The 24,673-nt window shown below is 51.9% G+C and carries 18 protein-coding genes and 5 pseudogenes; 1 reads left to right on the top strand and 22 read right to left on the bottom strand.

What is annotated here, in order from left to right; all coding sequences use genetic code 11:
* Window positions 1-564 precede the first annotated feature (564 nt).
* The 5 genes from C7123_RS00920 to C7123_RS00900 form a co-directional block, all read right to left on the bottom strand.
* The gene (locus tag C7123_RS00920; protein ID WP_069175461.1) at window positions 565-1,551 is read right to left on the bottom strand and encodes a relaxase/mobilization nuclease domain-containing protein; all 987 of its coding nucleotides are present in this window, start codon (window positions 1,549-1,551) and stop codon (window positions 565-567) included.
* Window positions 1,535-1,939 (bottom strand): plasmid mobilization protein, encoded by a 405-nt coding sequence (locus tag C7123_RS00915; protein WP_069175460.1) that lies wholly within the window; start codon window positions 1,937-1,939, stop codon window positions 1,535-1,537. Before C7123_RS00915 ends, C7123_RS00920 begins: the two co-directional genes overlap by 17 nt.
* A gap of 265 nt (window positions 1,940-2,204) precedes the next feature.
* Complete coding sequence (locus tag C7123_RS00910; RefSeq protein ID WP_069175459.1) at window positions 2,205-2,570, bottom strand: DUF3408 domain-containing protein; 366 nt, start codon at window positions 2,568-2,570, stop codon at window positions 2,205-2,207.
* 5 nt (window positions 2,571-2,575) lie between these two features.
* Window positions 2,576-3,469 (bottom strand): toprim domain-containing protein, encoded by an 894-nt coding sequence (locus C7123_RS00905; RefSeq protein ID WP_262509630.1) that lies wholly within the window; start codon window positions 3,467-3,469, stop codon window positions 2,576-2,578.
* A gap of 620 nt (window positions 3,470-4,089) precedes the next feature.
* Window positions 4,090-5,418: a VapE domain-containing protein gene (locus C7123_RS00900; protein ID WP_069175457.1), complete on the bottom strand. Its 1,329-nt coding sequence runs from the start codon at window positions 5,416-5,418 to the stop codon at window positions 4,090-4,092.
* Between the two features lie 312 nt (window positions 5,419-5,730).
* Here C7123_RS00900 and C7123_RS00895 point away from each other — a divergent pair.
* Window positions 5,731-6,009: pseudogene (locus C7123_RS00895) on the top strand (helix-turn-helix domain-containing protein); the annotation flags it as partial.
* Window positions 6,010-6,234: 225 nt separating this feature from the next.
* Here C7123_RS00895 and C7123_RS00885 read toward each other — a convergent pair.
* From C7123_RS00885 to C7123_RS00800, 17 genes and pseudogenes are all read right to left on the bottom strand, one after another.
* Entirely contained in the window at window positions 6,235-6,483 is a 249-nt protein-coding gene (locus C7123_RS00885) for a transposase (protein ID WP_083206898.1), read from the bottom strand.
* 116 nt (window positions 6,484-6,599) lie between these two features.
* Window positions 6,600-7,086: pseudogene (locus tag C7123_RS13545) on the bottom strand (transposase).
* Window positions 7,087-7,353: 267 nt separating this feature from the next.
* Window positions 7,354-7,489: pseudogene (locus C7123_RS13540) on the bottom strand (transposase); the annotation flags it as partial.
* Window positions 7,490-7,748: 259 nt separating this feature from the next.
* The gene (locus C7123_RS12775; RefSeq protein ID WP_159049785.1) at window positions 7,749-7,907 is read right to left on the bottom strand and encodes a hypothetical protein; all 159 of its coding nucleotides are present in this window, start codon (window positions 7,905-7,907) and stop codon (window positions 7,749-7,751) included.
* Window positions 7,908-8,669: 762 nt separating this feature from the next.
* The gene (locus C7123_RS00860) at window positions 8,670-9,845 is read right to left on the bottom strand and encodes an efflux RND transporter periplasmic adaptor subunit (RefSeq protein ID WP_069175455.1); all 1,176 of its coding nucleotides are present in this window, start codon (window positions 9,843-9,845) and stop codon (window positions 8,670-8,672) included.
* Complete coding sequence (locus tag C7123_RS13090) at window positions 9,842-11,086, bottom strand: TolC family protein (RefSeq protein WP_037981944.1); 1,245 nt, start codon at window positions 11,084-11,086, stop codon at window positions 9,842-9,844. The genes C7123_RS00860 and C7123_RS13090 overlap by 4 nt, the downstream gene beginning before the upstream one ends.
* Window positions 11,083-14,208, bottom strand: a complete 3,126-nt coding sequence (locus C7123_RS00850) for an efflux RND transporter permease subunit (protein ID WP_083206894.1) — start codon at window positions 14,206-14,208, stop codon at window positions 11,083-11,085. Before C7123_RS00850 ends, C7123_RS13090 begins: the two co-directional genes overlap by 4 nt.
* 148 nt (window positions 14,209-14,356) lie before the next feature.
* Window positions 14,357-15,025 carry a phosphatase PAP2 family protein gene (locus tag C7123_RS00845; protein WP_237269327.1) on the bottom strand — a complete coding sequence of 223 codons (669 nt, stop codon included), beginning with the start codon at window positions 15,023-15,025 and terminating at the stop codon, window positions 14,357-14,359.
* Window positions 15,015-15,512 carry a DUF6769 family protein gene (locus C7123_RS00840; protein ID WP_069175453.1) on the bottom strand — a complete coding sequence of 166 codons (498 nt, stop codon included), beginning with the start codon at window positions 15,510-15,512 and terminating at the stop codon, window positions 15,015-15,017. The genes C7123_RS00845 and C7123_RS00840 overlap by 11 nt, the downstream gene beginning before the upstream one ends.
* Before the next feature lie 80 nt (window positions 15,513-15,592).
* Complete coding sequence (locus C7123_RS00835; RefSeq protein ID WP_237269326.1) at window positions 15,593-17,461, bottom strand: heavy metal translocating P-type ATPase; 1,869 nt, start codon at window positions 17,459-17,461, stop codon at window positions 15,593-15,595.
* A gap of 49 nt (window positions 17,462-17,510) precedes the next feature.
* Window positions 17,511-17,876 (bottom strand): Fur family transcriptional regulator, encoded by a 366-nt coding sequence (locus C7123_RS00830; protein WP_237269339.1) that lies wholly within the window; start codon window positions 17,874-17,876, stop codon window positions 17,511-17,513.
* Window positions 17,877-18,178: 302 nt separating this feature from the next.
* Window positions 18,179-18,358, bottom strand: a pseudogene (locus tag C7123_RS13245) (PRTRC system ThiF family protein); the annotation flags it as partial.
* Window positions 18,359-18,448: 90 nt separating this feature from the next.
* Window positions 18,449-19,084, bottom strand: a pseudogene (locus C7123_RS00820) (DNA methylase); the annotation flags it as partial.
* Window positions 19,085-19,618: 534 nt separating this feature from the next.
* Window positions 19,619-20,827: a site-specific integrase gene (locus C7123_RS00815; RefSeq protein ID WP_069175450.1), complete on the bottom strand. Its 1,209-nt coding sequence runs from the start codon at window positions 20,825-20,827 to the stop codon at window positions 19,619-19,621.
* Between the two features lie 12 nt (window positions 20,828-20,839).
* Window positions 20,840-22,069 carry a site-specific integrase gene (locus C7123_RS00810; RefSeq protein WP_069175449.1) on the bottom strand — a complete coding sequence of 410 codons (1,230 nt, stop codon included), beginning with the start codon at window positions 22,067-22,069 and terminating at the stop codon, window positions 20,840-20,842.
* Window positions 22,070-22,749: 680 nt separating this feature from the next.
* On the bottom strand, window positions 22,750-24,363 hold the full coding sequence (locus tag C7123_RS00805) for an HU family DNA-binding protein (RefSeq protein ID WP_069175448.1): 1,614 nt from the start codon (window positions 24,361-24,363) through the stop codon (window positions 22,750-22,752).
* Window positions 24,360-24,647: an HU family DNA-binding protein gene (locus tag C7123_RS00800; protein WP_037984634.1), complete on the bottom strand. Its 288-nt coding sequence runs from the start codon at window positions 24,645-24,647 to the stop codon at window positions 24,360-24,362. Before C7123_RS00800 ends, C7123_RS00805 begins: the two co-directional genes overlap by 4 nt.
* Between the last annotated feature and the right edge of the window lie 26 nt (window positions 24,648-24,673).

Below are 24,673 nucleotides of genomic sequence, written 5' to 3'. Positions count from 1 at the left end.
GCATCAAAAACGCCTGTTTTTCAAATAGTCATAGTAACATTGCACCCTCAAATGACAAGCGCCCTTTGTTTGTGCAGATCCCAGCAACCTCAAGCGCTTCGCTCGTTTCCACTTTGTTACCTATCCAATGTCTACGACCGACTAACTTCTTCTTTTGCAGAGGGATATTTCTAAATAGTTTTCTCCCTAACCTATTACAATACGTTCCGGACGTATTCCGACCACCTCACCAACGTATTCCAACCACCTCGGAACCTATTCTAATACGTTCCGAACCTATTAGAACCACCTCAGAACGTATTACAATACGGTTCGGGAGAAAAATATCAGCAAATATTCCTCTGCAAAAGAAGAAGTTAGTCGGTCGTAGACATTGGATAGGTAACGAAGTAGAAACGAGCGAGGTGCTTGGAGTTGCGGAAATCTGCACAAACAAAGGGCGCTTGTCGTTTGAGGCTGCAATGTTACTATGACTATTTGAAAAACAGGCGTTTTTGATGCGATTCTCTTAATTCTGCTTTCTGCTTGTGAGTCCGTGGAAGAGGGTCGAATGAACGTCGAACATCATATCCACCGCCTTCGCTTCTTCTTTTTCCCGGCTTGGTTTCTTAAGCGCCGTTGCCATGCGATCTCGGCGTAGTCGGCGCCGTGTGTCTGTAGAGCTGTGACCTCTCCAGTCTCCGAAAGAAAGCTTCCTGCAGTGTCTAAAGCGACGTCCACAGCGGCGCCTGCGACTTGTGCGATAGGTGTACTGTCTTTCGTAGGGATCATGGAGGATTGGATGATGGACTTCTGCGCATTGCCGTTCTCGAACTGCTTCGGCAGGGTGCGAAAACCAAACTCACGGCCAATCTCGGAGGCCTTGAAACTATGGCCGTCGTAGGTGAACTTCAGTCCGTAGACTTTCCCCTGCTTGTTCTTCATGCGGTCGATCGTGACGCCACTTCGGTGGAGTTCATAGAGGAACATGGAGTGACCCGACAGGCCTTTCCCTTTGTGCTTCTCGAGCAGGGCGTAGCAGATGCTCCGAACCTGCAGCTTTGTCCGCTCTCTTCTCGGATCGGCTTGGGCTTTCCGATGTAGTCGTGCGGATCGGACTTCGTTGGCGATGGTCAGCCCATGCTTGCGACTGAGTTCTTCGGCTACTCTCGCGGCTCGATTGCTCACGAAAGAGGTGTCGTAGACCCGCCCACCGAGGCAGATTCGATTGGCGATGATGTGGATATGCAGATTGTCGGTGTCTTTATGCGTGACAGCCACCCACTGGTGATCGTCCAGCCCCATCTGTTTGGCAAAGAGCAAAGCGAGGCGGTTCAGAGTCTTGAATGTCATCTGCGGCTCGTCCTTTGGGGCGATGCCGATTTCGATGCGCAAGAACTTGTTTTTGCAGCGGCTGTTGTAGTCGCCAATCAGCTTCATCTCCTCGTGGATCTCCTTCGGCGTTTCTCCGCAGAGGTTGTGGAGGGCGAGGATCCGGCCGAGCTTTCCCTCGCGAAAAATGTACTCCAGCGCGTTGTCTCCGTGCGCGATGGCCTTACACTTTGCGATCATGTTCCTCGATATTTAAGCGCTTAAATACCTCTTTATTGACGCGGTATTGGGGACTGAAGAACCGCTTAAAAGCGATCTTGGCATAGGTGGCGAGTGCCTTCGTCGTGTCTACCCAAGAGGCGTCCTTGACCTTGATCAGGTTAGAGATGTGCGCGTAGAACAGTGCCGTCTGACGGAGGATGGCGAGGGCCTCCCTCTCGTTGTCGCCCATCGGAGGGACGGCGACGACGGATCCACCGAGCAACATCTCGCGACAGTAGTCGGAGTACTTCCGCCCCGCGTTCGTGGCTCTCGAACGGATCCGTTCCTTCTCCTCGGCTGTGCATCGGACCTTGATAAAGGCCGTCTTGTTCGTCTTCTTGTCTTCCGTTTTGGTGTGTCTTTTCATGTGTGTTGTCTCTTTTCGTGGTACTTATCCTATGGTTTAGGCCGATGAGAACGGATGTGATTACGGCCCTCTCCTCCGTCCGCTAAGGTCGGGGGAGCAAGCGCAGTTTGTGGGAACAAACTGACGTCTTGCATTACCGTCGTCACGCTCCGGTACAAACCCTACAGTGATTCTTGTGATCACTGCATGCCATGCATTCAGGCGGTTGCTGATTGCTTGACGTGCATATTGTTCGTGGACTCTTTGATGGATCCGTGTGCTTGGATTACAGCTTTCGCCATTCCTCGATTTCCTCGGCGTAATCTTCCAAATGGGCGTGCACGATGCGCTCCACGAAGCTTGACAGATTGGCGCCACGATTGCCCAATCGACGGACAACGAAGTCAGCGCGCTCCTGAGTCGCCCGACTGAGGTAGACCGCCCGACGATCTGTCAGCTTGGCGGGGACGAGGAAGGTCTGCTTGTAAGCCTCCAACGTTCCTCGTCTCATTTTGGCGCTGATGCGTTTCGGTGTGAGTGTACTCTCGGTATGCACGGCTTGCTCGGATGGCTCTGCTTCCTGTGGATGCGTTTCTCCCAAATAGACGTCAAGGAACGCCCGGTCCGCTTTGTTGGTGTTTTTCTCTTTCATGGTTGCTATTTTCTTTTCTGTTTGATTGTGTGGGATGGTTGGGTTGTAATTAGTGCTTGTCCTTGTTGTTCTTGTAGGCGACGGACGCGGCTAGCATGAAACTCGTTGAGATCCTTGCATCCTTGGTAGTGTACGGCCATGTCTTCCACTTGAAACCCAGCTTCGATGAACATGCTCAATGTTCGCCTTCCAGCGTCGTCGTTATCGAGGAACGCACGGAGGGCCGTGATGTGCCGCTCGCGCAAGTAACGGATGCACCGCCCAACATTAGCCACGGAGTTCATTACAAGGCAATGGCTACCGACCTTTTCTTTCATTGAAAGGAAGGAAAGGAAGTCCATGAAGCCTTCGAAGAGGCAGACTGGCTGCCGCCCGTCGGGAAAGATGGGTGTGATGTCCTTCGGCGCTAGTGTCCCTTTGAATAACCTGGCGCCCCGTAGCTCATAGCCGCCCGAGGCATTGGGAAAGCCGATGACTTCGTACGTCCGTCCCCTCACCTCGTAGCGGACGCATCGGAGGAAGGATCGTGCCCGACCGAGGTCGATGCGCCGCTCTTTTGTCAGGTAGTCTTGTAAATGTGGCGGAAGGTCATCCGATATGCCGATCAATTTTCTTCCTCCGTCTGTTCTCTCGGGGCTATGACGGTAGGATTTCGTCCTCGGGTAATCGCTCGTCGTGTGACCGAAAATCATCTGCCCCAAACAGCGGATGGCCTCCGGAAAGGTGCACCTCTCGAGCCGCATATAGAGGTCGATGATGCTTCCTCCGCAGCCTTCGGCATAGTCAATCCACAGGTTCTTTTCAGTGTTTACCCTAAAGCTCGGATGACGTTCATACCGCAGTGGTGAGCGGCACATCACATTCTTCGTCAACCGTCGGACGGGTATGAGATGGATAATAAATCACTCCGATACTTTATCTGAATGCGAATGATTTGAGATAAATCACTCCAGTACTTTATCTGAATGCAATTGATCTAGAATAAATTACTCAGGTACTTTCTTTGAATTCGGTTGTTTGGGAATAAATCATTCCAGTACTTTATTTGAATGCAAGTGATTTGATACAAATTACTCCAGTACTTTATCTGAATATAATTTATTTGCAATAAATCACTTCGGTGCTTTCAATGAATGCAAGTGATTTGAGATAAATTACTTCAGTAATTTCTATAAATACAATTGATATGAGATAAATCACTTTGGTACTTTCTCTGAATGCGAATGATTTGATATAAATCACCTTGGTACTTTCTATAAATACAGATGATTGGGAATAAATTACCAGGATGCTTTGCTTGAGAGCAAGTGATTTGGAATAAATTACTCTGGTACTTTATATGAATGCAATTTATTTGATATAAATTACCACAATACTTTATTTGAATGCAAGTGATTTAAGATCAAACACCCGTACTTTTTGGTTTCTTCTTACTACAAACTACAATCGCCATAATCAATTGTTCTCCAATAGCATTCATATAAATAGAAGTCATTATGCGGCTGACTACATGTTACTACTACATGATTGGAGATGATTGGAGGAGGGGACAGGGGAGGATCTTTCGGATTTTGTAGACATACAGTGGACTACCGCCGTTTCGCCGTCGACTGACCTCGATATATCCAGCCTTTTTCAACGCTTCGCCCATACGTTTGGCCTTAAGCGGTTGGCGCGTATAGGTGCCGAGGTAAGTCAAGATTTCGGTCGTTGTCAGGTAGGAGCAATCGCTGTCGGTGGTCGGCAGCTCGAAGCAGCGCAACAGGAGCTCCATCTCCGCAGTCTGCACTTGGAACGCCTCACTTTCGCAGTATAGCTCCGCGATCTCCTCATCGTTGAACCAATATCTATAGCCCGATTGCAATAGCGATTTGGCCTCCGCATAAACGGCGTCCATCGAGACGGCCCTTGCCCGGTTGATGTCGATGGAGAGCACCTCGAAGGGCAAAAAACGCCTGCTGCCGGTGGGGTCGGTGAGGAAGTCGTTGCCGTTCACCGAGGCCACGAAGCTCGCCATGTGGGGGTGCTCCTCCACATGCTTATCGTAAGGCATGCGGTACTTGACCATCGGACAGGTGATCAGGTTCTTTAGTTCGTTTTCGTCCCGCTTGTTGAGCGCCTTGAGCTGGTCGTCGATGTTGATAATGAGATTCTGCCCGACGTAGGTTAGCGTGTCTTTTTCCTGCGGATAGATCTTGCCGGTATAGCTGTAGCCATGCAGCTCAGGCGGGCAAAGCAGATCGAGAAACGTCGTCTTGAATCGTCCCTGTTCGCCGGTTAAGACCAGGTAGGTGTGGTTGTGACACGCGTGGTCGTCCATCGCGTTGGCGACTACAGCCACAAGCCATTTTGTCAGGTACAGCAGCCATTTCTCTGGGTTACGGACGACGACGCAGTCGGCCAACTCATGGATGGCATGTGTGTTTGGGACATCTAGCACAGCGGCGGGCAAGGCTTTGAAATACGCCTGTACGGGATTGACACGGGGCGAAAAACTGCTTTCAATGATCGAGTAGAGGTTGTCTGGGGAGGTCGTGAGCCCGGCCTCATTGTCGAGTTCACGGCGCAGCGTGTTGATCTCATAGCGGCCGACCTTCACGAATCGGCTGTCCTCCTGACCGCAATATTCCGCCCGTCCCCAGACAGTGTTGTATCGGAACGTGTAATGCCGAGCGAGGTAGGCCTCGATCTCACGGTTCTTCGATGAACAGCCGCCGCTGTCCGTTGTTTTACTGGCGTTTAGGTTGCTTTTATCTGCCTGTTTCTTCATGGCTGGCTTGAGTGAGTTTTCGGGGGTGAAGGTGTGATGAGCATCCCCGGCATCCAAGCATGCAGTGTATTCCGGCATGATGTTGCATCTGTTTGCGGCCGATTTCTTCAGAGAATAGGCTTTACAAGTAAGTGATTCACCCCTCCGATAAGACAAAGTAGCTGTGAAAGGGAGGGAGAAGAGGGACTATTAGAAGGCTGTTACCTGCTTTCCGTTGCGACTATTTTCCGAATGAACGGAAACTTCGTCCATGCTACACCGGCTGTTTCCTTACTGTTCCATTTGCATCCCTACTGTTCCCGATTGCATGGGTAGCGTTTTGCGTACAATTACGTTTGCCGCCGAAAACAGTAAGACCTAACTACCAACCAAAAACTAATACGTGAATCCATGAAGTATTTGATTATTACAGAGGCCGATTGGCAGAACCTGCGTGACGAGGTACTGAGCCTCGCAGAATGTTGCATGAAGGCTTTCGGAGAAGAGTCCAAACACACGGAATGGCTACACAACGGGGACGTCTGCCGACTGCTCGGCATCAGTAAACGCACCTTACAACACTACCGAGACACAAGAGTGCTACCCTTCTCACAGATCGGGCACAAGTGCTATTACAAGCGGGAGGATGTGGAGCGATTGCTCTGTGTAAAGTCTGACAAAACGACAAACACGACGAAAGCCCCCGCACCTTGCAGGACTATCGCGATCGGAGGATCATCCCCTACACGCAGTTCGCCAGCAAGATTCTCTACAAGATTTCGGATCTCGAAAGGATACTAGAGAAGAATTACAAGGGGGGGCGGGAAACGATAAGACGCGAAAGGCGCATAATTGAATTGAAAACGGCACTTGGAAGCAGAAGTAGATCTGCGCCAAGTGTCGTTTTTAGAATATCTACATAGTGTTTTGAGAAGCAGTTTTGAATTTATCTGTGGACTTTTTAAGGAGAATATGACAGAAAGTGAGGTACAGCATGGCTTCTGCGGACTCACTACATCGTTCTTTATTGATCGTCATTCTCCTGTAGTTTTCTATCCAAGAGAACGTTCTTTCTACGATCCATCTTAAGAGGAGAACAACAAACTTATGTGTGTCCTCTTTCGGGCGAAGTATAGAGACCATTGCGCAAGCCCATCTCTTCATAGCTTGCACTTTTCTCCACCGAACTCCGGAGTCTTTAGGCTGAGAAGCGAGATGCCTGTCTCTCCCCCTTGCCCCCTTTCGGGAGGATCATCCTTCCGAGAGGGGGCTTTTCGGGGCTATTTGATACTCTGGAGCACAAGAAGCCCAGGCATACGCTTGAGATTGTATGCCATAGCTTCCAAGATATTCTGTGTATGCGTTCGCTCAAGCCCTCGGTAGCGACATCGCCCTCCTGAAAACCACCTTCGAATACTCCCGAAGGTACGCTCTATCAAACAGCGCATTTTGCTGATGGCGTTATTCAGTTCACATTGTCGCTCTGTGAGCTTCATCCCCTTCTGTGCCTTGAGCATAATTCCATCAATCAAGCCGCGCTCAAGGAGACAAGCTGAGTTCTTCTCGGCTACAATAACCTTTATCGGCAAGGACACTAACGCCCTGCGTAAGCTCAGCCTTCTCTATCAGCTCGGGCAATACCACCGTATCGACACAATTGGCTGGCGTGGTAATTATGCTCTCCACCAACCCTTGCCCATCAGTCAGCACGTGCTTTTTGTACCCGTAGCGATATTGCCTGCCTTTGCGTACCCAACGAGCTTCCATATCGACCCCTGGTTTGCGACTTTTCAACTCATACTGATAAGCCTGCTCTTGGGCTTGCTCTTCTTCGGTGCGCAAGTCCTCTCGGTCGCCTGCCACTTCGATGAGGATACTTCCATCGGGAGCGTTCGGGCTATCCACAATGCTCGCATCCACGATAGCCCCTTGGTCAATACGGCTAATCCCGTGCTTCTTGAACTGCTTATTCAGCTCCTTAAGGAGCTTGTCCATAATCCCCAAGCGTGTCAGTTCATCGCGAAAGCGACAGATGGTGCTGTGGTCTGGAGCTGGAAGGCCCATATCCAAGAGGAGGAATTCGCTCAAAGAGGATGGAGTCGTTGATCCGTTCTTCGACTTCGTAATCACTCAGGCCGTACCATGTCTGAAGCAGTAGGATCTTGAACATCATCAAGGTATCATAGGCTGGATTGCCTGTGGCGTTCAGGGTCTTTGTATACTTCTTGTTGAGTAACGTGAGTTCGACGGAAGAATAAGGCCCTTAGAGAGCCACTACGGAAGCCATGCGATGGCCAAAACGCCTTTGGAAATGCCCCGCGGGAGTCCCGCAAACGCCAAGGCATTTGCGGGACTCCCGCGGGGCATTTCTAAAAGCACTTTGGTCGTTACAGCGCTCTATCCAAGGCATTCTTCAGGGATTAGGAGCCTCATTCTTCCGTCGAACTCACGTTGAGTAGTGTGCGAATACCTCGCCAGTCAACGCAAGCGCTGATCTGTCGAAGGAACGAGTGTTTCATGCGGTCGCGACGCACCTGCGTATAAACTTGCAGGAAGCTCGGAGCGGATTTGGGTTGTTTGGCAGGCATAGCTATACGACTGTTTTGGTTATGAAGATGCTAAATATCAGTGATATACAAAGCAACCACAACCCTGTATACCTTTGAAATACCGTGCAATGGTCTCCTTAATACGAGTGTAGCCAAGACAGCCAGTGCAACACCGTCTATCAGCATTCCGACAAAGGGTGCATAATGGAAACGGCAATCAGGGTCGGGACATTCCATAACCCAAGAATAAATGCAAAAGCCGATGACGCAACCTAATACGCCGCTTCCGCAGATAAGAATCCTGCGCCGTCTTCCGGTACGTGCCCGATATGTCTCCTTTTCATTATGCTCCTTTCCTTGCTCTTCCTTTTTCCGCTTCTTCATTTTCCAACGCAGAGAAAATCATTTCATCCACTTATGTTTGCCGGCAAGACAAGGAAGACCCGTACCTGCCGCGATACGCAAGCAAGGGCTTCCTTGTCTTACACTATGATAGCATTCAATCGTGCGATTTCGGCTTTTTGCGTTTCCCCCGGTCGGGATGTGCGAAAAACACTTCACTCGTTACCAACGCAAAGGCTGGGAACACCAAGAGACAAATCGCCAGATTGACATAGGTTATGACGCATGTCGGGTCTTCACACCGGTAAATGAAGTGCCAGACGGCAAAGCCGGCGACCAGACCTGCGGCAAGGCTTACGATGATGCTGATTTAGAAAGGTTGAACATCTTGTAGCGATGTTGCCGTCGTCTTCCCAATCTACGTTCGTTATGCCTGTTCATAGATGTCCGTTGCTATAATCAGTGTTCGCCGTGGTCGGCGGACATGGAAGCGAGGTAAAATGCTTTGCCTGTTACTACTGTGGCGTCCGCATCCACGGGGTTCACGAAATCAACCTGCGTATATCCCAGCTCGCCGACTCCCGTTATGACTTCCACGCGCTTGAAATGCAGCGTTTGCTCCTTTCCGTCCGCCTGTCTGCCATCGAGGACGAAAACGAACTTCTTGCCTTCCGCGCTGACTATGGCATCGTCAGGCAGAGCCGTGACCTCCTTCTTGCCCGTATGTATCAGTCCGGTGATGTACATTCCGACAATCAGCCTGTCGGCGTTGCCTCCGGTAATTTGGGCATGTACGGCGATGGCCTTGGTCTCCGGGTTCATGGAGCGGTTCACCAAAGACACCTTGCCTTTGACGCGCGCCTCCGGGCTGTTCGTGATGACGAAATCCACGTCCTGCCCGACCTCGACCTGGCTTATGTTGCGCTCGAACACATTGAGGCTGGCATAGACGGCCGAATTGTCGGCTATCTGCATCAGCGGAGTGGTGGTGTCCACGTAAGTGCCGGTGTTCACACTTACCTTGCCTACCACACCCGGAATAGTCGTGCGCACGGGGACTTGCAAGACTATCTTCCCCGCTGCCACTTGTTCCGGACTGATGCCGATTTGCACCAACTGGTGATACAATCCCGTCAGGCGTGCCTGTGCGGTCGCGTATGCCGCTTCCGCTTGCTGGAGCGTCTTTTCCACTCCGGCTCCCTGCGCGGACAGCGTTCGTTGCCTCTGCTGTTCCAGCTGGGCCGTCTCCTTTTCTTTTGCAGCCACAAGGTAGTTCTTCTGCATCTCCACAATCTCCGTGTTCTCGATGTAGGCCACCGTCTGTCCGGCTTTTACCTGCTGCCCCTCTATGACACTTATCTTGCGGACGATGCCGCCGATGAGCGACATGACATCCGCCTTGTCCTGCGGATTTAGCTTCAGCTCCCCGTTGACGCGAATTACGCTGCCGAGTTCCTTTTTCTCCACTTTGCCCAGCGTGATGCCCACGGTGCTTATCTGCGTCTGCGTCAGTTCCACCTCTTCCGTATGCTGTTCTTCCGTCTCCTTAGTCTGGTTTTCTACGTTCTTGTTCCCGGAGCATGACGCAAGGATGACGAGTGCGCCTGCCATGATTGTCATATAAATCGTTTTCATTTGTTTCCTTTTATGTAATTCAACATGATGATTGCCTGATTGTAGTCGTTGACGGCATCGGCATACCGCAACTGCACGTCGAGTGCTGTCTGCTGGTTCTGGATATATTCCACATACCCGATTTCCCCGTTCTCGTAGGACACCTGCGAGAGGCGGCCCATGCGCTCGCCCTGTCCGTTTCCCTGCGCGGTGTAATAGTCCAGCACCTTCTGCGCACGGAAAAGCTCGTTCAGTCCGTCACGGTATTCCTTGTCCATACGTTGCTTCGCCTGCCGGCGGCTGATTTCCGCCAGTTCCACGTCGCGCCGGGCGGCCTTTACCTTCGCATTCTGACCGCCCCAGAACAGGGGTATGCTCACGCCTACCTCGAAGCCCATGAAATTTCCCTTGTCAAACCTGCTGCGCTCGATGTCGTAAGGATTGAAGCCCTTGATGAGCAGCTGCCCTGTCAAGCCTATGCTCAGTCCCGGCATATACCCTTGTTTGGCAAGGCTGAGGTTACGCTCGGATGCCGTTATCCGTGCGGCATACATTCCGCCCAAAGGCGTTTGCTCGAAGGAAACGGATGCCTCCGGCATTTCCTGTCGTATGACGGGAAGCGAAACGTCCGCCGGAACGACCACGGTGTCCGTGTTCAGCAGTTGCCGGAAAGCAAGCATCGCCGACCGGTAAGACTTTTCAGCCTTTTCCATCTCGATGCGGTTCTCGTTGCGAATACGCTCTGCGTTTATCAGTTCCAGATTGCCTGCCTCCCCCGCCTTGAACCGTGCCGAGGCAAGGCTGACGAACCTGTCGTACACACTGTCTTGCGCCTGCAAGATTTCGATGGTACGGCGGTCATGGAGCAGTGTGTAATAGTATGCGCTTACGTCCCTTACCACCTCGTTGCGTGTCACCGCCAGACTGCTCTGCGCCGCCGCCGTTTCCGCTTTCAGGTACTTGCGCCGTGCGGCGTAAACAGTGGGGAACTCGAACGACTGGCTTACCGTTATGCCGTTGTCGGGACTACCCCCTGATGTGGGGTCCTGACTGAGCGTGACGGATGTCTTCTCCATGTCGAACGCCGTGCCTTGCAAGTCGCGGGCTTTGCCTACGGAGACTGTCCCGGCTTTCATGTCCAGATTGTTGTCCAATGCCATGTCGATGCACTCCTGCAACGTCATGGTCTTTTCCTGTGCAGGTGACGACAGCGGCAGTGCGCCGATACATACCGTTAAAATGATATACTTGAATGTTTTCATGCTTCCTTACGATTTTCTCTTGTGAATGTCTTATATATTGACGGCAATACAATGAGTGTCAGGATGGTGGCAGTGAGCAGTCCGCCGATGACCACAGTCGCGAGGGGACGCTGCACTTCGGCTCCGTCGCCCGTGGAGAGTGCCATAGGCATGAAGCCGAGCGATGCCACCAGTGCCGTCATGATGACCGGGCGCAGCCGCAGCATACATCCCTCGACAATCCGTTTCCGCACATCCGTCATTCCTTCCTTCTCGAACGTGTTGAACTGTCCGATAAGCACGATGCCGTTGAGTACCGCCACGCCGAACAGCGCGATGAATCCCACACTGGCAGAAATGCTGAACGGCATATCGCGCAGCCACAATGCCCACACGCCGCCGATGGCGGACAGCGGTATGGCGGAGAACACGAACAGTGTCTCGCGCACATTCTTCAGTGTGGCATACAGCAGGCAGAGGATGACCAGCAGGGCAAGCGGCACGGCGAGCATGAGCCGCCCTGTGGCTTCCTGAAGGTTCTGGAACTGTCCGCCGTATGTGTAATAATAGCCCGCCGGGAGCTTCAGTTCCTTGTCGAGAATGCCTTGGATTTCCTCTACGGTGCTTTGCACGTCACGCCCACGCACGTTGAACCCTACGTATATGCGCCGCAGCCCGTCCTCGTGCGTGATTTGCGCCGGAGCGTCCTCGAAGCTGATTTCGGCAACCTGTCGCAACGGCAGCGTCCCGCCGTCGGGCAGTGGCAGATAGAGACCTTCCAATGCCGCGAGGTCGTTGCGCAGGTCATTGTCCATCCGCACCACCATGTCAAAGCGGCGGTCTTCCTCGAACACGTAGCCTGTGCGACGGCCTGCGAAAGCCGCCTCAAGTACTCTGTTGGCGGTGGCTATGGAGATGCCGTATTTCGCCAGACGGTCTCGGTCATACTTCACCTGTATCTGCGGCAGTCCCTGCACCTTCTCCACGAACGGTTCAGACACGCCGTCCACATCCTTGATGAGCGATGCCACCTTTTTCGCTGAAGATTCCAGCGCGTCGAGGTCGTTGCCGTATATCTTTATCGCCACATCCTGCTTGATGCCCGTAATCAGATCGTTGTTGCGCATCTGTATGGGCTGTGTCATCTCTACCTCCATGCCGGGAATGACGCTCAGGGCTTCCTCCATCTTCTCCATCAGCTCGTCCTTGGTCTTTGCCGATGTCCATTGGGCTTTCGGAATCAAGGATATGAGCATGTCGGCACGCTCCACGGGCATGGGGTCGGTGGGGATCTCGGAGCTTCCTATGCGCGTCACCGCCTGTTTCACCTCCGGGAACTGCGCCTTCAGTATCTTCTCCGCCTGCATGGTGCTTTCCACCATCTGCGAGAGCGACGTGCCCTGCGCCATGCTTATCTCGGCGACGAAGTCCCCCTCCTCAAGGCTGGGGATGAACTCTCCGCCCAACCTGTTGAAGACAAGCAGACTGATTGCGAACAGCACGACCATCGAGGCTATCAGCGTCTTGCTCCAATTGAGGCTTTTCGTGATGACGGGCAGATACCATCCCCTCAGCTTCTCAATGAGGCGGTCGGACAGGTTGCGCTTGTGCGTGCTTTCCTTGCTGAGGAACAACGCGCTTGCCATCGGCACATACGTGAGCGACAGGATGAACGCGCCGAGTATGGCGAAGAAGATGGTCATAGCCATGGGACGGAACATCTTCCCCTCAATCCCCGCCAGCGTGAGTAAGGGCAGATAGACCGTCATGATGATGATTTCGCCGAATGCCGCGCTCTTGCGGATTTTGGACGCGGAGAGATACACCTCGTCGTCCATCTGCGCCTGCGTGAGCCTTGCGCCCCGGTACTTGTCCCTGCTGATGCCTATGTGGTGGCACACGGCTTCCACGATGATGACCGCACCATCGACGATAAGCCCGAAGTCTATCGCACCGAGGCTCATCAGGTTTCCGCTCACGCCGAAGAGCTTCATCATGCCGAATGCGAACAGCATGGACAGTGGGATTACGGAGGCTACCACAAGTCCTGCGCGGTAGTTGCCGAGGAACAGTACGAGGATAAAGACCACAATCAGCCCTCCCTCTATCAGGTTGCGAGTGATGGTACCCGTCACGCGGTCCACTAATTGCGTGCGGTCGATGAACGGTTCGATGGCCACGCCTTCGGGCAGGCTTTTCTGTATCTGCGCCATGCGTTTCTTCACATTCTTTATCACCTGCTGGAAATTCTCACCTTTGAGCATCAGCGTGATGCCGGCCACGACCTCGCCCTCTCCGTTCCTTGTCACGGCTCCATAGCGGGTGGCATATCCGAACTGCACGTTTGCCACATCCCTTACGAGTATCGGCGTCCCGCCAATAGTCTTCACGGGTATCTTCCCTATGTCCTCCAACGATGTGGTGAGGCCTATGCCACGGATGAAATACTGGCTGCTGTTCTTCTCTATGTAGCTGCCGCCGGTGTTCTCGTTGCCCGCTTCGAGGGCGTCATACACGTCCGCCACGGTCAGCCCCGATGCGTTCAGCCGGTCGGCGTCAATCGCCACCTCGTACTGCTTCACGTATCCGCCCCATCCGCTCACTTCGGCTATGCCCTCCGTGCCGGACAGCTGCTTGCGCACAATCCAGTCCTGCATCGTGCGCAGGTCGGTAAGGCTGTACTTGTCCTCGTAGCCTTTTTCCGCGCGTATGGTGTAATGGTAGATTTCGCCAAGCCCGGTCGTCACGGGGGCAAGCCCCACCGTGCCTTTGCCTTGCGGCAGCACCTCCTCGGCTTCCTTCAATTGTTGGCTCACCTGCTGCCGCGCCCAATACACATCGGCGGCATCGTCGAAGACAAGCGTGATGACCGATAGTCCGCTACGGCTGATGCTCCGCCGCTCCGTCACTCTCGGTATGTTTGCGAGCGCCATCTCCACGGGAGTGGTGATGAACTGCTCCACCTCCTGCGCCCCCAACGACGGGGCCTGCGTGATTACCTGCACCTGATTGTTGGTGATGTCAGGCGTGGAGTCAAACGGCAACTGTGACAGCGACCACCCTCCCCATATGATGAGGGCTACCGTCAGTATGCCTATTGTGAGTTTGTTCTCTATTGAGAATTTTATCAGTTTCTGAAGCATATTCCATTCTAAATTAAAAATCATATTTGACTGAAAGTCCTCCCTGTTGCCCGTTGTAATAAGGATAGAAGGAGATGCCGGAGACTTTCTCCTTCTTTTTGGACAATTTGCGTTGCACGGACGGGTACAGCCTGTATGCGAGTTTTGTTCATAACATTCCCAAACCTGCGCCGAAAACGACATCCCAGACCCAATGCTTGTTGTTCCACGCCCTTAACGCCCCTGTTCCGGCGGCTATCACATATCCGCCGATGCCATACCAAGGCGACACGTCTTTGTATTCCTGCCACAGGAACTCCGCTCCCATAAAGGCTGCGGCTGTATGTCCCGACGGGAACGAATTTCTCCCGGATTTGTCAGGGCGTTGCTCGCGCACCGTGTATTTCAGCTCGTTGACTGTCACTGCGGTAAACAGGCTCGCCATAACCAATATGACAGTCCTGTCCTTGAAGCCGTGCCGTCCTTTGCCCCCGGCAAGATTCAGGACATAGACACTTGCAGCCGGAACATACTGCGTATAGTCGTCAATCCTGAACTTTGCAGGTTTGTGGGTGATGACCTCGTGACCTATGCTATAGTTCAGCATCCTGTTCCCGTGCATCATCGCGGCTTCGAATATGCCGTATGCCACCAGCGAGGCCGGAACTATCAGCTGCTTTACTGAAAGTTGCGACGCGCCGGTGTCGTGCAACAGGCTATCTGTCGGTTGTAAATCGTCCTTATCCTTTACATCATAGGCATACAACAACAGAGGAAAGACCAATGCAACAGGCACTAAGGCTCTCTTTATTAACATTTTTGTTGTATTACGTTTCACGCTCCCTTACACGAAGGGAACGGATGATGTATGAAAAAAAAGGGAAATAGGGTATGCGGAAAGGCATACCGCACCTCATGGATTTATAAGAGGTGTCAGAAATATGGGGAGGTGCCCGCAGGGCATTGGTCCGGGTCAGTTCCGCCGATTGGTAGATGGCGATGCCTTCCCATTCGCATGGAATCTTCTTTTCCGGAAACAGTTCGGCAATTGCCATCCTGCATATCGCACAGACAAATGCCGGAATTATCTTATAGGAAGTATTGTTGTGTGCATCGGATTTGGATATGAACAATCCGCCATTCTCTATGCACGCCGTGCCGTCATCGTTGTGGCCTGTATGTTCGTCATTATCCGTGTTGTCGCTGTCACAGTGTTCCACAACCGTACATAGCGCTTTATCGTGGTGATGATGCGGAATGAATGGCACGGCAAGCAACATGATTGCCGCCAACGCCACTATCGCTATGTACACTTGTCTTTTCATCTCTTTGTTGACAGTAAAACTGCTTTTCGGGTGCAAATACACGCTTTTACTTTTGCAACCCGGTTGCAAAGATGGAGTTATTATTGTTTTAACACATTGCTGACACGTATGCTCCTTAACGCATTGAGTATGGCAAGTATGGTAACACCTACATCGGCAAACACGGCAGCCCACATGTTGACAACGCCCAACGCTCCCAACAGCAACATCAGGAGTTTGATGCCGATGGCGAATACGATGTTCTGTTTTACTATGCTTAACGTCTTGCGCGCTATCATCATGCCTTCGACGATATTCATGGGATTATCATTCATCAATACGATGTCGGCGGCTTCAATGGCGGCGTCACTGCCGACAGCACCCATGGCAATGCCTATGTCAGCAAGTTTGATGACCGGAGCATCGTTGATGCCGTCGCCGACAAAAGCGATGGGAGACCGGGCATGTTCTTTACACAGTGCCTCGACAAACCTCACCTTGTCTATCGGCAGCAGTTCGGCATGGAACTCATCTATGTTCACTTTTTCGGCAATATCTTTGGCCACATCACTGCGGTCACCCGTAAGCATGATTGTTTTTCCAACTCCGGAGGCTTTCAGCCTTGCGATGGTCTCGACGGATTGCGGCTTTAGGGTATCGGAAACGACGATATGTCCCATATAAACGCTGTCTACGGCGACATGGACAATGGTACCTGTCTTTTTGCATGACCGGGGCGTCACACCGGCACGCGACATAAGTTTTTCGTTTCCGGCATAAACTTTGCCATTGTCAATGATTGCCACGATTCCTTCGCCTGCAATGTTCTCATAACCGGTCACTCTTGTTTTGTCCAATGGCAGATTGCAGGCATCCCGTATCGATACCGACAAGGGATGGTCGGAAAAACTTTCCGCCAATGCAGCCAATTTTATAAGCTCATGTTCCGATAACATTTGGGGATGTATGGCAGTGACTGAGAAATTGCCTCTTGTCAGAGTCCCGGTCTTGTCGAACACGACTGTTTTTATATGCGTCATCATTTCCAGATAGTTGGAGCCTTTTACAAGGATGCCCTTTCTTGATGCTCCGCCTATTCCGGCAAAGAACGTCAGCGGGACGGACACGACCAGTGCGCAGGGGCAGGAAATCACTAGGAAAATCAGGGAACGGTTTAACCAGACAAGCCATTCGCCGCCCGCAATCAGCGGAGGAACCAAGGTGAGCAATGCAGCCACAGCCACGACAGCAGGTGTATAATAGTGCGCGAAACGGGTTATGAACTTTTCACTCTTCGCCTTGCTAGTATCCGCGTTTTCTACCAAATCGAGGATTTTCGCGACAGTCGATTCTCCAAATGTCCCCGATGTGCGGATATGCAGAACACCTGTGAGATTCAGACTTCCGCTGATAACGGTATCGCCTTCGGAAACCTCACGCGGAAGGCTTTCACCTGTCAACGCCGCCGTGTCGAGAGTCGTACTTCCGGAGATTATCTTTCCGTCCAATGGTATTTTCTCTCCCGGTTTTACTACTATGATACTGCCGACCGGGACATCCGATGGAGACACCCGTGTTAGATTTCCCTCTTTCTCAATATTGGCATAATCCGGACGGATATCCATCAATGCCGCAATCGAAGCCCTGCTCCGTTCCACCGCTATATCGGAGGAAAGTTCCCCAATCTGATAGAACATCATCACTGCCACCGCTTCGGGGTATTCACCGATGGCAAATGCTCCGACGGTCGCAATAGTCATGAGGAAATTCTCATCGAAAAACTGACCTTTACACAAATTGCGCAAGGCTGCATAAACTATGTCCGCACCGATTATGACATAGGCGATGGCGCATAATCCGATGTGAATCTCTTCCGGAATAGCCGGAATATATGCCGCCATTAGCAAAACGATGCTCGTAATGATGCGTATCACTTTGATTTTTTGCTCTTTTTTCACAACCAATTCCATTTAATACGCTGCAAAAGTACGGTATAAGAACTGCAACCGAGTTGCAAAGTCAGTCGAGTCTCTTGTTTCGGCAATCAGGGCAAAGACCTTTCAATAAATAATCGACACTATGCAACTCAAATCCTTTCGGATAATGCACCATCGGAATATAGGTATGGTCGAGACAGTATGTTTTATGGCAACTCTCACAGTAGAAATGACAATGCAGTTCATCGACTCTGCACACATGGTCATTGCGGCATAAGCAGTATTTTGTCGAGCCGCTTCCGTCTTCTATCTTATGGACAAGATGGTGTTGCGCAAAGAGCGACAAAGTTCTGAACAGTGTGGATTTATCCACGCTGTCCAATGTGTTTTCCAAGTCTGTCAGGCTGAACGTGTCATGAAGCTCATACATGGCACGAAACACGATGATTCAAACAGCCGTTGGCCGAATACCATAGTCGTTCAGATATTTTGGAATATTAATTTTTCCGGATAACATAATATGTTTTAGTTGATATATCATGCGTTTCGTGTAAATATCCATTACTGTTGTCGTGTACGCAAAGAATCATGTATTTATTGCAGTACACAAATCTATTCCACGTAAAGTGTGGAATGCACAAAAATAGGCATTATTTTCGCGTAAAGAGTTTTCTCAACTATCATAACAATATCATATTTAAGCCTTATTTTGTACGTTTTATATAGTTTAGAAACAAGTTGCGCTATTGTCGGATTCACTTTCATCGTGGCCAGATTGAGATATAGCCCATGATACTCTATCATGCCGTGGCGGAACATCTTCCAAAGGATGTTGCATCCGAGTTGCGTCAGCGTGGAGTTGATGAACAGAGCCTGTTTCTCCAACGCTTCGGCATGGGAGCAGATTGAACCGGAATCTTCCTCCTTGACTTCCCTTTTAATTGTAATTGAAAGTAAGTTATCTAAGCAGTTAAAAAGCCATATCAATCGATTAAATGATTTGATATGACTTTTTATTGCTTATAATTTCAGCCCTTTCGGTCGATTCTCATCTTTTGCATACAATCCCGGTCGCCCGATAACGATATAGTCGTCGATGAAATTTCCCGACGGACTGCGTATCTGCGGTGCTTCTTCGGTGTGTTGTGATGGTACGTTTTGTACACCTTCCGTAACCGGCTTGACTTCCTGCCTGTTTTTCTCCTTTTCTGCGACCTCCGGCGTAGGCGGAGCAAGCTCCAGCTGTATCTTCCGGTCAAGCGCGGCAAGTTCGGACTTCAACTGTTTCAGCTCGTCCTCCTTCTTCCACACCTTGCCCGCTATCTCCTGCAACTGCGGTATCTCGCGCTCCAGCACCTCGTTCTTCGCCTTGTACTGGTCGATGGTGGAGGGTATCTTCTCCAGCGCGTTCAGGAAGTTGCGTGCGGCGGCTACCGGGTCAGCCAGCGCCAAATGCCCGTTGTTGTAGGTGTACTTGTAGTTGCCCTCCACCACGAAGCGGTTGTCGGTAAACTCCAGCCCCTCTTTGAGTGTCCTCTCGCTGACCACCTTTATCGGGAAACCGTAAAGCTCCCCGACAGCCGTGTACTGTCCGCCCGTCACGGTGTTCTTGGCGATTTCCTGCAAACGCTTTCCGATGACCTTCTTATCGGACGCGAGTTGGAGTCGCTTCTAGCTCTGAACTTCCGCGTAATCTATTCGCAATCCATTTTTTATTGACTATACAAGGGAGGTGGGAAGCGGTAATCCGACAAGAGGGGGGGGAGAAAAATAGGACCTCTTCGCATAAACAAATGCACAGATGCCTGAATGTACTTTCGCACACCCCATTCCTCCTCTTATCTTTTCTACCTATTCGGTTAATTCATACGATTCATTATAGTGCTGAAAACTTTCTCCTTCCGAACCCCAAGCGAGGCTCGGAAGGGAGAAAGGAAACCCATCAAAGGGCTCTCAACTCACCTTATCGACACTCTAAAAAAATGACTCCGAAAAGGAATGAGGAGGGTATGTAGATTGTGCAGAGCCCTCTCGTATCGTGTTATGTAGTTGGGAAGGTAGCATAAAGGATTTCGGGCTTCTACAACATTCTAACTTCTATTTTGTCAATCTGTTAGGCCCCGTTGTAGTTGCGTAGTAAGATCTATTCGGTGAAAGGAAAAAAGGCATGTTAGGACAGCCGTACAAGGATCACTCTGACGCCGCTTGTTGCTTTCGGATCAGCTTGTCCATGTCTTCCGAGATCTTTTTGTCCGTCACCTGCGCATAGATCTGCGTGCTGGATATGGACGCGTGCCCCATCATCTTAGCGATGCTCTCTATCGGGATGCCTGCACTGAGTGACAGGGTTCCGAACGTGTGGCGCGCCATATGGAAAGACAGTCGTTGCCTGACGCCACACGCCAGTCCCACAGTACTCAGTTTGCTATTCATCACACTGCGGCCGCAACCGCATGGGAAGACAAGGGCGTCGCCTTTTCCTTTCACCGTCTGATCCTCTCGGCGTCTGCTAAGGATCTCCTCCGCGATCGGATGTAACGGCACGACAGATTCCACTTTCGTCTTCTGTCGTTCCTTTCGGATATACCTCCGGCCGTCGGCCGCGGTCAGGATATGCGAGAATTTCAGGCGCTCCATATCCGCAATGGCCAGTCCGGTGAAGCAGGAGAAGAGAAACATCTGTCGGGCCTGTTCTGCTTCCCTGTCGTTTATTCTCAGCGCCATGAGTTTGGCTACATCGCTCTTTTGCAAGAAGCGAATCTTCCGTTCCTCCTTTTCATAGGCAACATCCTCAAAAGGATGGCAGCGGATGACTTTCAAGTCTACCGCACGATACATCAACCGACTCAATCGGCAGAGGTGCTTGTTCATGGTCGATGTCGCCAGTCCACGCTTTTTGAGAAAGAAGCGGAAGTTCTCAAATAGGTCTTCCGTAATGCCTGCAAGAGGAATGTCCCGCCCTCCGTTTTCCTTCACGAACTCTCGAAGCAACTTGTCCGAATAAGTAAGGTTTTGGTAAGTACTTTCTGTCTTTGACTTGCCTACGCATGCCTTCACGGATTGCAGTTCCGCCTCGCTCATGGCCAAAAGGGTGGTTGGAGTGGCCGCAACACCCTGCAAACGATTCTTGAGGAGTTCTGCACTGACCATGCCGTCCTTCGTAAGCATTTCCGCGTAGGTCTTTTCCACAAGCTCCCTGAACGCTACGAGGCGTTGGTTGATTTTCTTTTCGCCGGCTGTCCCCTGTCTGCTGTTCCATTCGGCCGGCAGACATTCCTCACCTGTGGTAATAGCTGTGCTCCTACCATTGATGGTGACGCGGCAAAAGATGGCTGTCTTGCCGTCGGTCTTCGTCTTCTGTCTGTTGATGTAGAACAGGATCTTGAATGTACTTCTCATGTTGGTCTGTGGTTAAATGGTTAGGTGCAAATCTTCGGTGAAGGCGATTAAGCGATCGAACTCCTCGAATAACTTCTGCGGTGTCACCTTCGCATATCGCTCGGTCATGCGCACTGTGCTATGTCCAAGCATCTTGCTGACGGTCTCGATGGGCACGCCCTGTTCCAAGGTGATGAGCGTAGCGAAGGTGTGTCGAGCGGTGTGTGTGGTGAAGGGCAGCGTGATACCGGCCCGCAGTCGGAGGGCTTTCAGATGCGATTGATAGGTTATGTAATGGATGTGAGGAAGCAACGTATCCCTCGATTCATCATGCAATTTGTTCATCAGTTGAAGGGCCTCGGGCAACAGCTTTACACGGCAGAGGACACCCGTCTTCTGCCGGTTGAACTTCAGCCAAAGGGCGCCTTCGTCGTCGCAGACAAGATGCCCACGGTTCAGTGCCATTAGATCGCAATAGGCGGCGCCGGTGTAACAGGCGAAAAGAAACACATCGCGCGCTGTCTCCAAGTCAGCCTCCCAGCCGTCAAAACAGAGCGCCTTTAACATGTCCAACGCTTCCCTATCGAGCGCTTTGGGCAGTCGACTGTCTCCCTTGTCTACATGCACATTGTCGAATAACAAGGTGTCTGCCGCGCCTTCTCGATACGCCAGCTTGCAGACCTTTTTGACAAGGACGACCATGTTGTAGCAGGTGCTTTGTTTTAGCCCTACCTCTCCGGTTGCGAACTGCTCGAACCGCTTGACGAAGTCTTCCGTGAGCTGCGAAAAGGTCAAGTCCGAAGCGTTATGCTTCGCCCGAATGAACTGTTGCAGCCTCATTCTTGTCTGACGATACAAGACCAAAGACTCTCTTTTGATGTCTATCCCGACGTGCTCCTCCATATCCTCGATCAGGCCGTCAAACCGCTCCAAAAGCATGGTTCGACTCTGCACGCAGCCTTGGAAATGCTCCTTGATGTCGGTTGCGTCAAATGGAGATCCCTTGGCAAGCAAGGACTGATAGGAAGACTGAACGGCAAGAAGGAGGTTGTCCAATCGTCCATTGACTTCGACCGCCTCACGGCTCTTCCCGTCCACCCGACTTTCGCGCGGGTTCCACAAATCGGGATTGCAGAACAGCTTGCAACTGAACTGTGCAATGGAACGCCCCAGCGTGATCCGTCCCATGATCGGCGCCTTGCCCGACCTGTCGCGACTGCTCTTTTTGAGGTAGAGCAACACCTTCATTTTCATGTCATCCATACGCTTTGAAAACTGTGGGCAAAATTACCCGGTTCAAAGCGTCCGTTACCTGTGCAGAATCCTGTATATCAATGCAAAAGAACCGTGTGCGAGAAAGACTCAGTTACCTGCTTTTGCACCATCGTTACCTGTCGCGGGGCGGGGTAATGCTTTGGTAACTGAACTTCTGCCTAAAATCGCACTTTTCTGCCTTTTACGCTCGACGCAATCGGAAGCATATCGCCCCCTTTCTGCCTAATTATCAGTCCACTTACTCCGACATCGGGACTTCTGCTTTTGAGGGGAATAGTTGGTTCCGAATAGTATTTAATCACGTTCCGAACGTGGTTTAATACTATTCCGAGGTGGTCACAACCACGTTCCGGACGTTATTTAACCACGTTCTGAAGGGTATTTAATACCGTTCCGAGGGGTATTTAATGACGTCCTGAGGGGTATTTAATATGGTTCCGAGGGGTATTTAATACGGTTCGGCGGGGTATTTAATCACGTCCTGAACCATATTTAATGACGTTCGGAACGTGATTATGACCACCTCGGAAGGGTATTTCACCACGTTCGGAAACACCTCGGAAGATCTTCCGAATCGCACCATGGCTTATGGCAAAAAAGAGAGAGGGCATATCGCTCCGAGCGACGCGTCCTCTCTCCACGTAAAACCTGATCCGTTGGGGGGATGATTACTTCCGAGCGTTTAGGCGAGCCTGAATGGCCTTGGCCTTTTCTACGGAGGCGCTGTTGTTGGCGTCGATGCCGTAGAGCTCCTTGGCCGGAATCTTGATCTCCATGTTGGTGGGGATATGATTCGGGTCGGCGATTTTCGATTTGTTGAATTCGTAGATGTAGACCCAGAAGACCTTGTTACCGTAGTATTTCTCGGCCAGCTTGGTCAGGAATTGCCCTGGCTCTAACCGAACGGTGGCCACCACTTTGCGTTTGGGTGCGGCCGGTTTCTCTTTCTTCTCTTTGGCCTTAGCGTCCTCTTTGGCTTTGGCCTCTTCTTCGGCCTTAGCCTTCTCCTTAGCCTCTTCTTCGGCTTTAGCCTTCTCCTTAGCCTCTTTCTCGGCAGCAGCCCGACGCGCCTTGTCGGCGGCTGTAGCCGGATCGAGCTTCTGTTCGTCGGCTATGGAGGTCTGCGGCTTGTCGCCACGACCGGCCTCGGGGGCGTCTTTGTCCTTAGCCTCTTCGCCAGGCATGACGAACGTATCGCCCGTCACCACCTTGTCACCGTCCGTGCGACCCATGGCGCGCGTTTCGGATGAGGGGAGGTAGTAGAAGTAGTGGTAGAAGAGTCCGCCGAGGAGGAGCAGCAGCAGGATGCTGAGCACGACGTACAACGGGAAGTTTGACGAGGAGCGCTTTTCGCTCTTTTTCGGCTGCGGAGTAGGCTCCACGGGCGGAGGCGGCGCGATAGGCGGGATCACCGTCACGGGCTTTTTCCGCGGTGGCCTCTGCTCGTTTGTGCGTCCGGCGTTTGATGTCGGTGTATCGGTTCGGCCCGTTGCCAGAGGCGCTTTCGGCTCATCCTTCTGGACGGGTTCCGGCACCTTCGTGTCAACCTTTTCGGCGGTCACTTCGGGCGTAATGATTTGCGATGCTTTGAGGTGTGCTGCAGCCATTTCGCCCACTGTCATGGGTTTACTGCCCACCGAGCGCCCCTCCGACCAGCCCTCGGCGATTTCCTTTTTGATCTCACTGTTCATCGTTTGAGATTTTTCGTTGTTCCATGTGCTTCCAATCAGGGTGACGGGCTCCACGTCGTCGTCCCCCTCGTCCTCCTCGTCGTCGTCAGTCTCCGCTGTTGGGGCGGGCGGTGCAGGTGTGGGCTCCGTCGGTTCCGACTCGCTGTCGGTCGGTTCATTTTCCGGCGTGGAGATGAAAGAAGGGGTGGAGAGGGGAGCCTCGTCCGCGGGCGTGTCTTCGTCGTCCACATACTCACGCTCAGGGTCTTCGGGCGTCTCAATCGGTGCATCGCTTTCGCTCGCCTCGACAGCTTCGAAGATGGCAAAGGGTTTATTGATGCGGTCTTTCAGCGATTTATCGGGCAGGTACGACAGCCAGTGGTGGGCCGGAATAACGATGCGCTCACCCTCTGGCGTCACACTTTCGCGTTCTCTGACGGGCACGATCCGAAACTTGCCGATGCCCTTGATTCGTGTCGATCCGTCTTTGATAAGACTGTCGTTCACCAGCGCGGTCAACTCTCCGACGAAGGTCTGCACCGCTGTGCGGTCGCGACCCGTTTGGGCCATCATCAATTCAATGATGCGGTCTGTGGTGATTTTCTCGTTCATGCCTGATCTAAGTTTTTGATGTACGTTCTGAGTCGGGAGGAAGGTCTGAAAACGGGGATCAATTTCGGGGGTAGCAGGTAGCGTTTGCCACTTTCGACGTCGGCCGAGTAGCGTTCCGCCTTCTTTTTGAGTTCAAATTGCCCCCATCCCTCGAGTGCAACGATGTCGTTATCTGCAAGCCTGTCGGCTACGATTTGCCCGAACGCGTCCAGCATGTTCTCCACCTCGGGGATCTCCCGGTCGAGGCGCGCGGCCAGTTCGGCTATCAATTCTGTATCTCTCATATGATGGATATATCTCTTTGTTTCTG

Origin of the sequence: Tannerella serpentiformis, from assembly GCF_003033925.1 — a bacterium.
GTDB lineage: Bacteria > Bacteroidota > Bacteroidia > Bacteroidales > Tannerellaceae > Tannerella > Tannerella serpentiformis.
This window is presented reverse-complemented; position numbering and strand designations above follow the sequence as displayed.

What these genes read in the sequence shown, in the direction of transcription:
- C7123_RS00835 (WP_237269326.1), bottom strand. Translation starts at nt 17,461, where the DNA reads ATGGAATTGGTTGTGAAAAAAGAGCAAAAAATCAAAGTGATACGCATC.
- C7123_RS00915 (WP_069175460.1), bottom strand. Translation starts at nt 1,939, where the DNA reads ATGAAAAGACACACCAAAACGGAAGACAAGAAGACGAACAAGACGGCC.
- C7123_RS13090 (WP_037981944.1), bottom strand. Translation starts at nt 11,086, where the DNA reads ATGAAAACATTCAAGTATATCATTTTAACGGTATGTATCGGCGCACTG.
- C7123_RS00800 (WP_037984634.1), bottom strand. Translation starts at nt 24,647, where the DNA reads ATGAGAGATACAGAATTGATAGCCGAACTGGCCGCGCGCCTCGACCGG.
- C7123_RS00810 (WP_069175449.1), bottom strand. Translation starts at nt 22,069, where the DNA reads ATGGATGACATGAAAATGAAGGTGTTGCTCTACCTCAAAAAGAGCAGT.
- C7123_RS00860 (WP_069175455.1), bottom strand. Translation starts at nt 9,845, where the DNA reads ATGAAAACGATTTATATGACAATCATGGCAGGCGCACTCGTCATCCTT.
- C7123_RS00805 (WP_069175448.1), bottom strand. Translation starts at nt 24,363, where the DNA reads ATGAACGAGAAAATCACCACAGACCGCATCATTGAATTGATGATGGCC.
- C7123_RS00885 (WP_083206898.1), bottom strand. Translation starts at nt 6,483, where the DNA reads ATGAAGAGATGGGCTTGCGCAATGGTCTCTATACTTCGCCCGAAAGAG.
- C7123_RS00920 (WP_069175461.1), bottom strand. Translation starts at nt 1,551, where the DNA reads ATGATCGCAAAGTGTAAGGCCATCGCGCACGGAGACAACGCGCTGGAG.
- C7123_RS00850 (WP_083206894.1), bottom strand. Translation starts at nt 14,208, where the DNA reads ATGCTTCAGAAACTGATAAAATTCTCAATAGAGAACAAACTCACAATA.
- C7123_RS00900 (WP_069175457.1), bottom strand. Translation starts at nt 5,418, where the DNA reads ATGCCGGAATACACTGCATGCTTGGATGCCGGGGATGCTCATCACACC.
- C7123_RS00840 (WP_069175453.1), bottom strand. Translation starts at nt 15,512, where the DNA reads ATGAAAAGACAAGTGTACATAGCGATAGTGGCGTTGGCGGCAATCATG.
- C7123_RS12775 (WP_159049785.1), bottom strand. Translation starts at nt 7,907, where the DNA reads ATGCCTGCCAAACAACCCAAATCCGCTCCGAGCTTCCTGCAAGTTTAT.
- C7123_RS00815 (WP_069175450.1), bottom strand. Translation starts at nt 20,827, where the DNA reads ATGAGAAGTACATTCAAGATCCTGTTCTACATCAACAGACAGAAGACG.
- C7123_RS00910 (WP_069175459.1), bottom strand. Translation starts at nt 2,570, where the DNA reads ATGAAAGAGAAAAACACCAACAAAGCGGACCGGGCGTTCCTTGACGTC.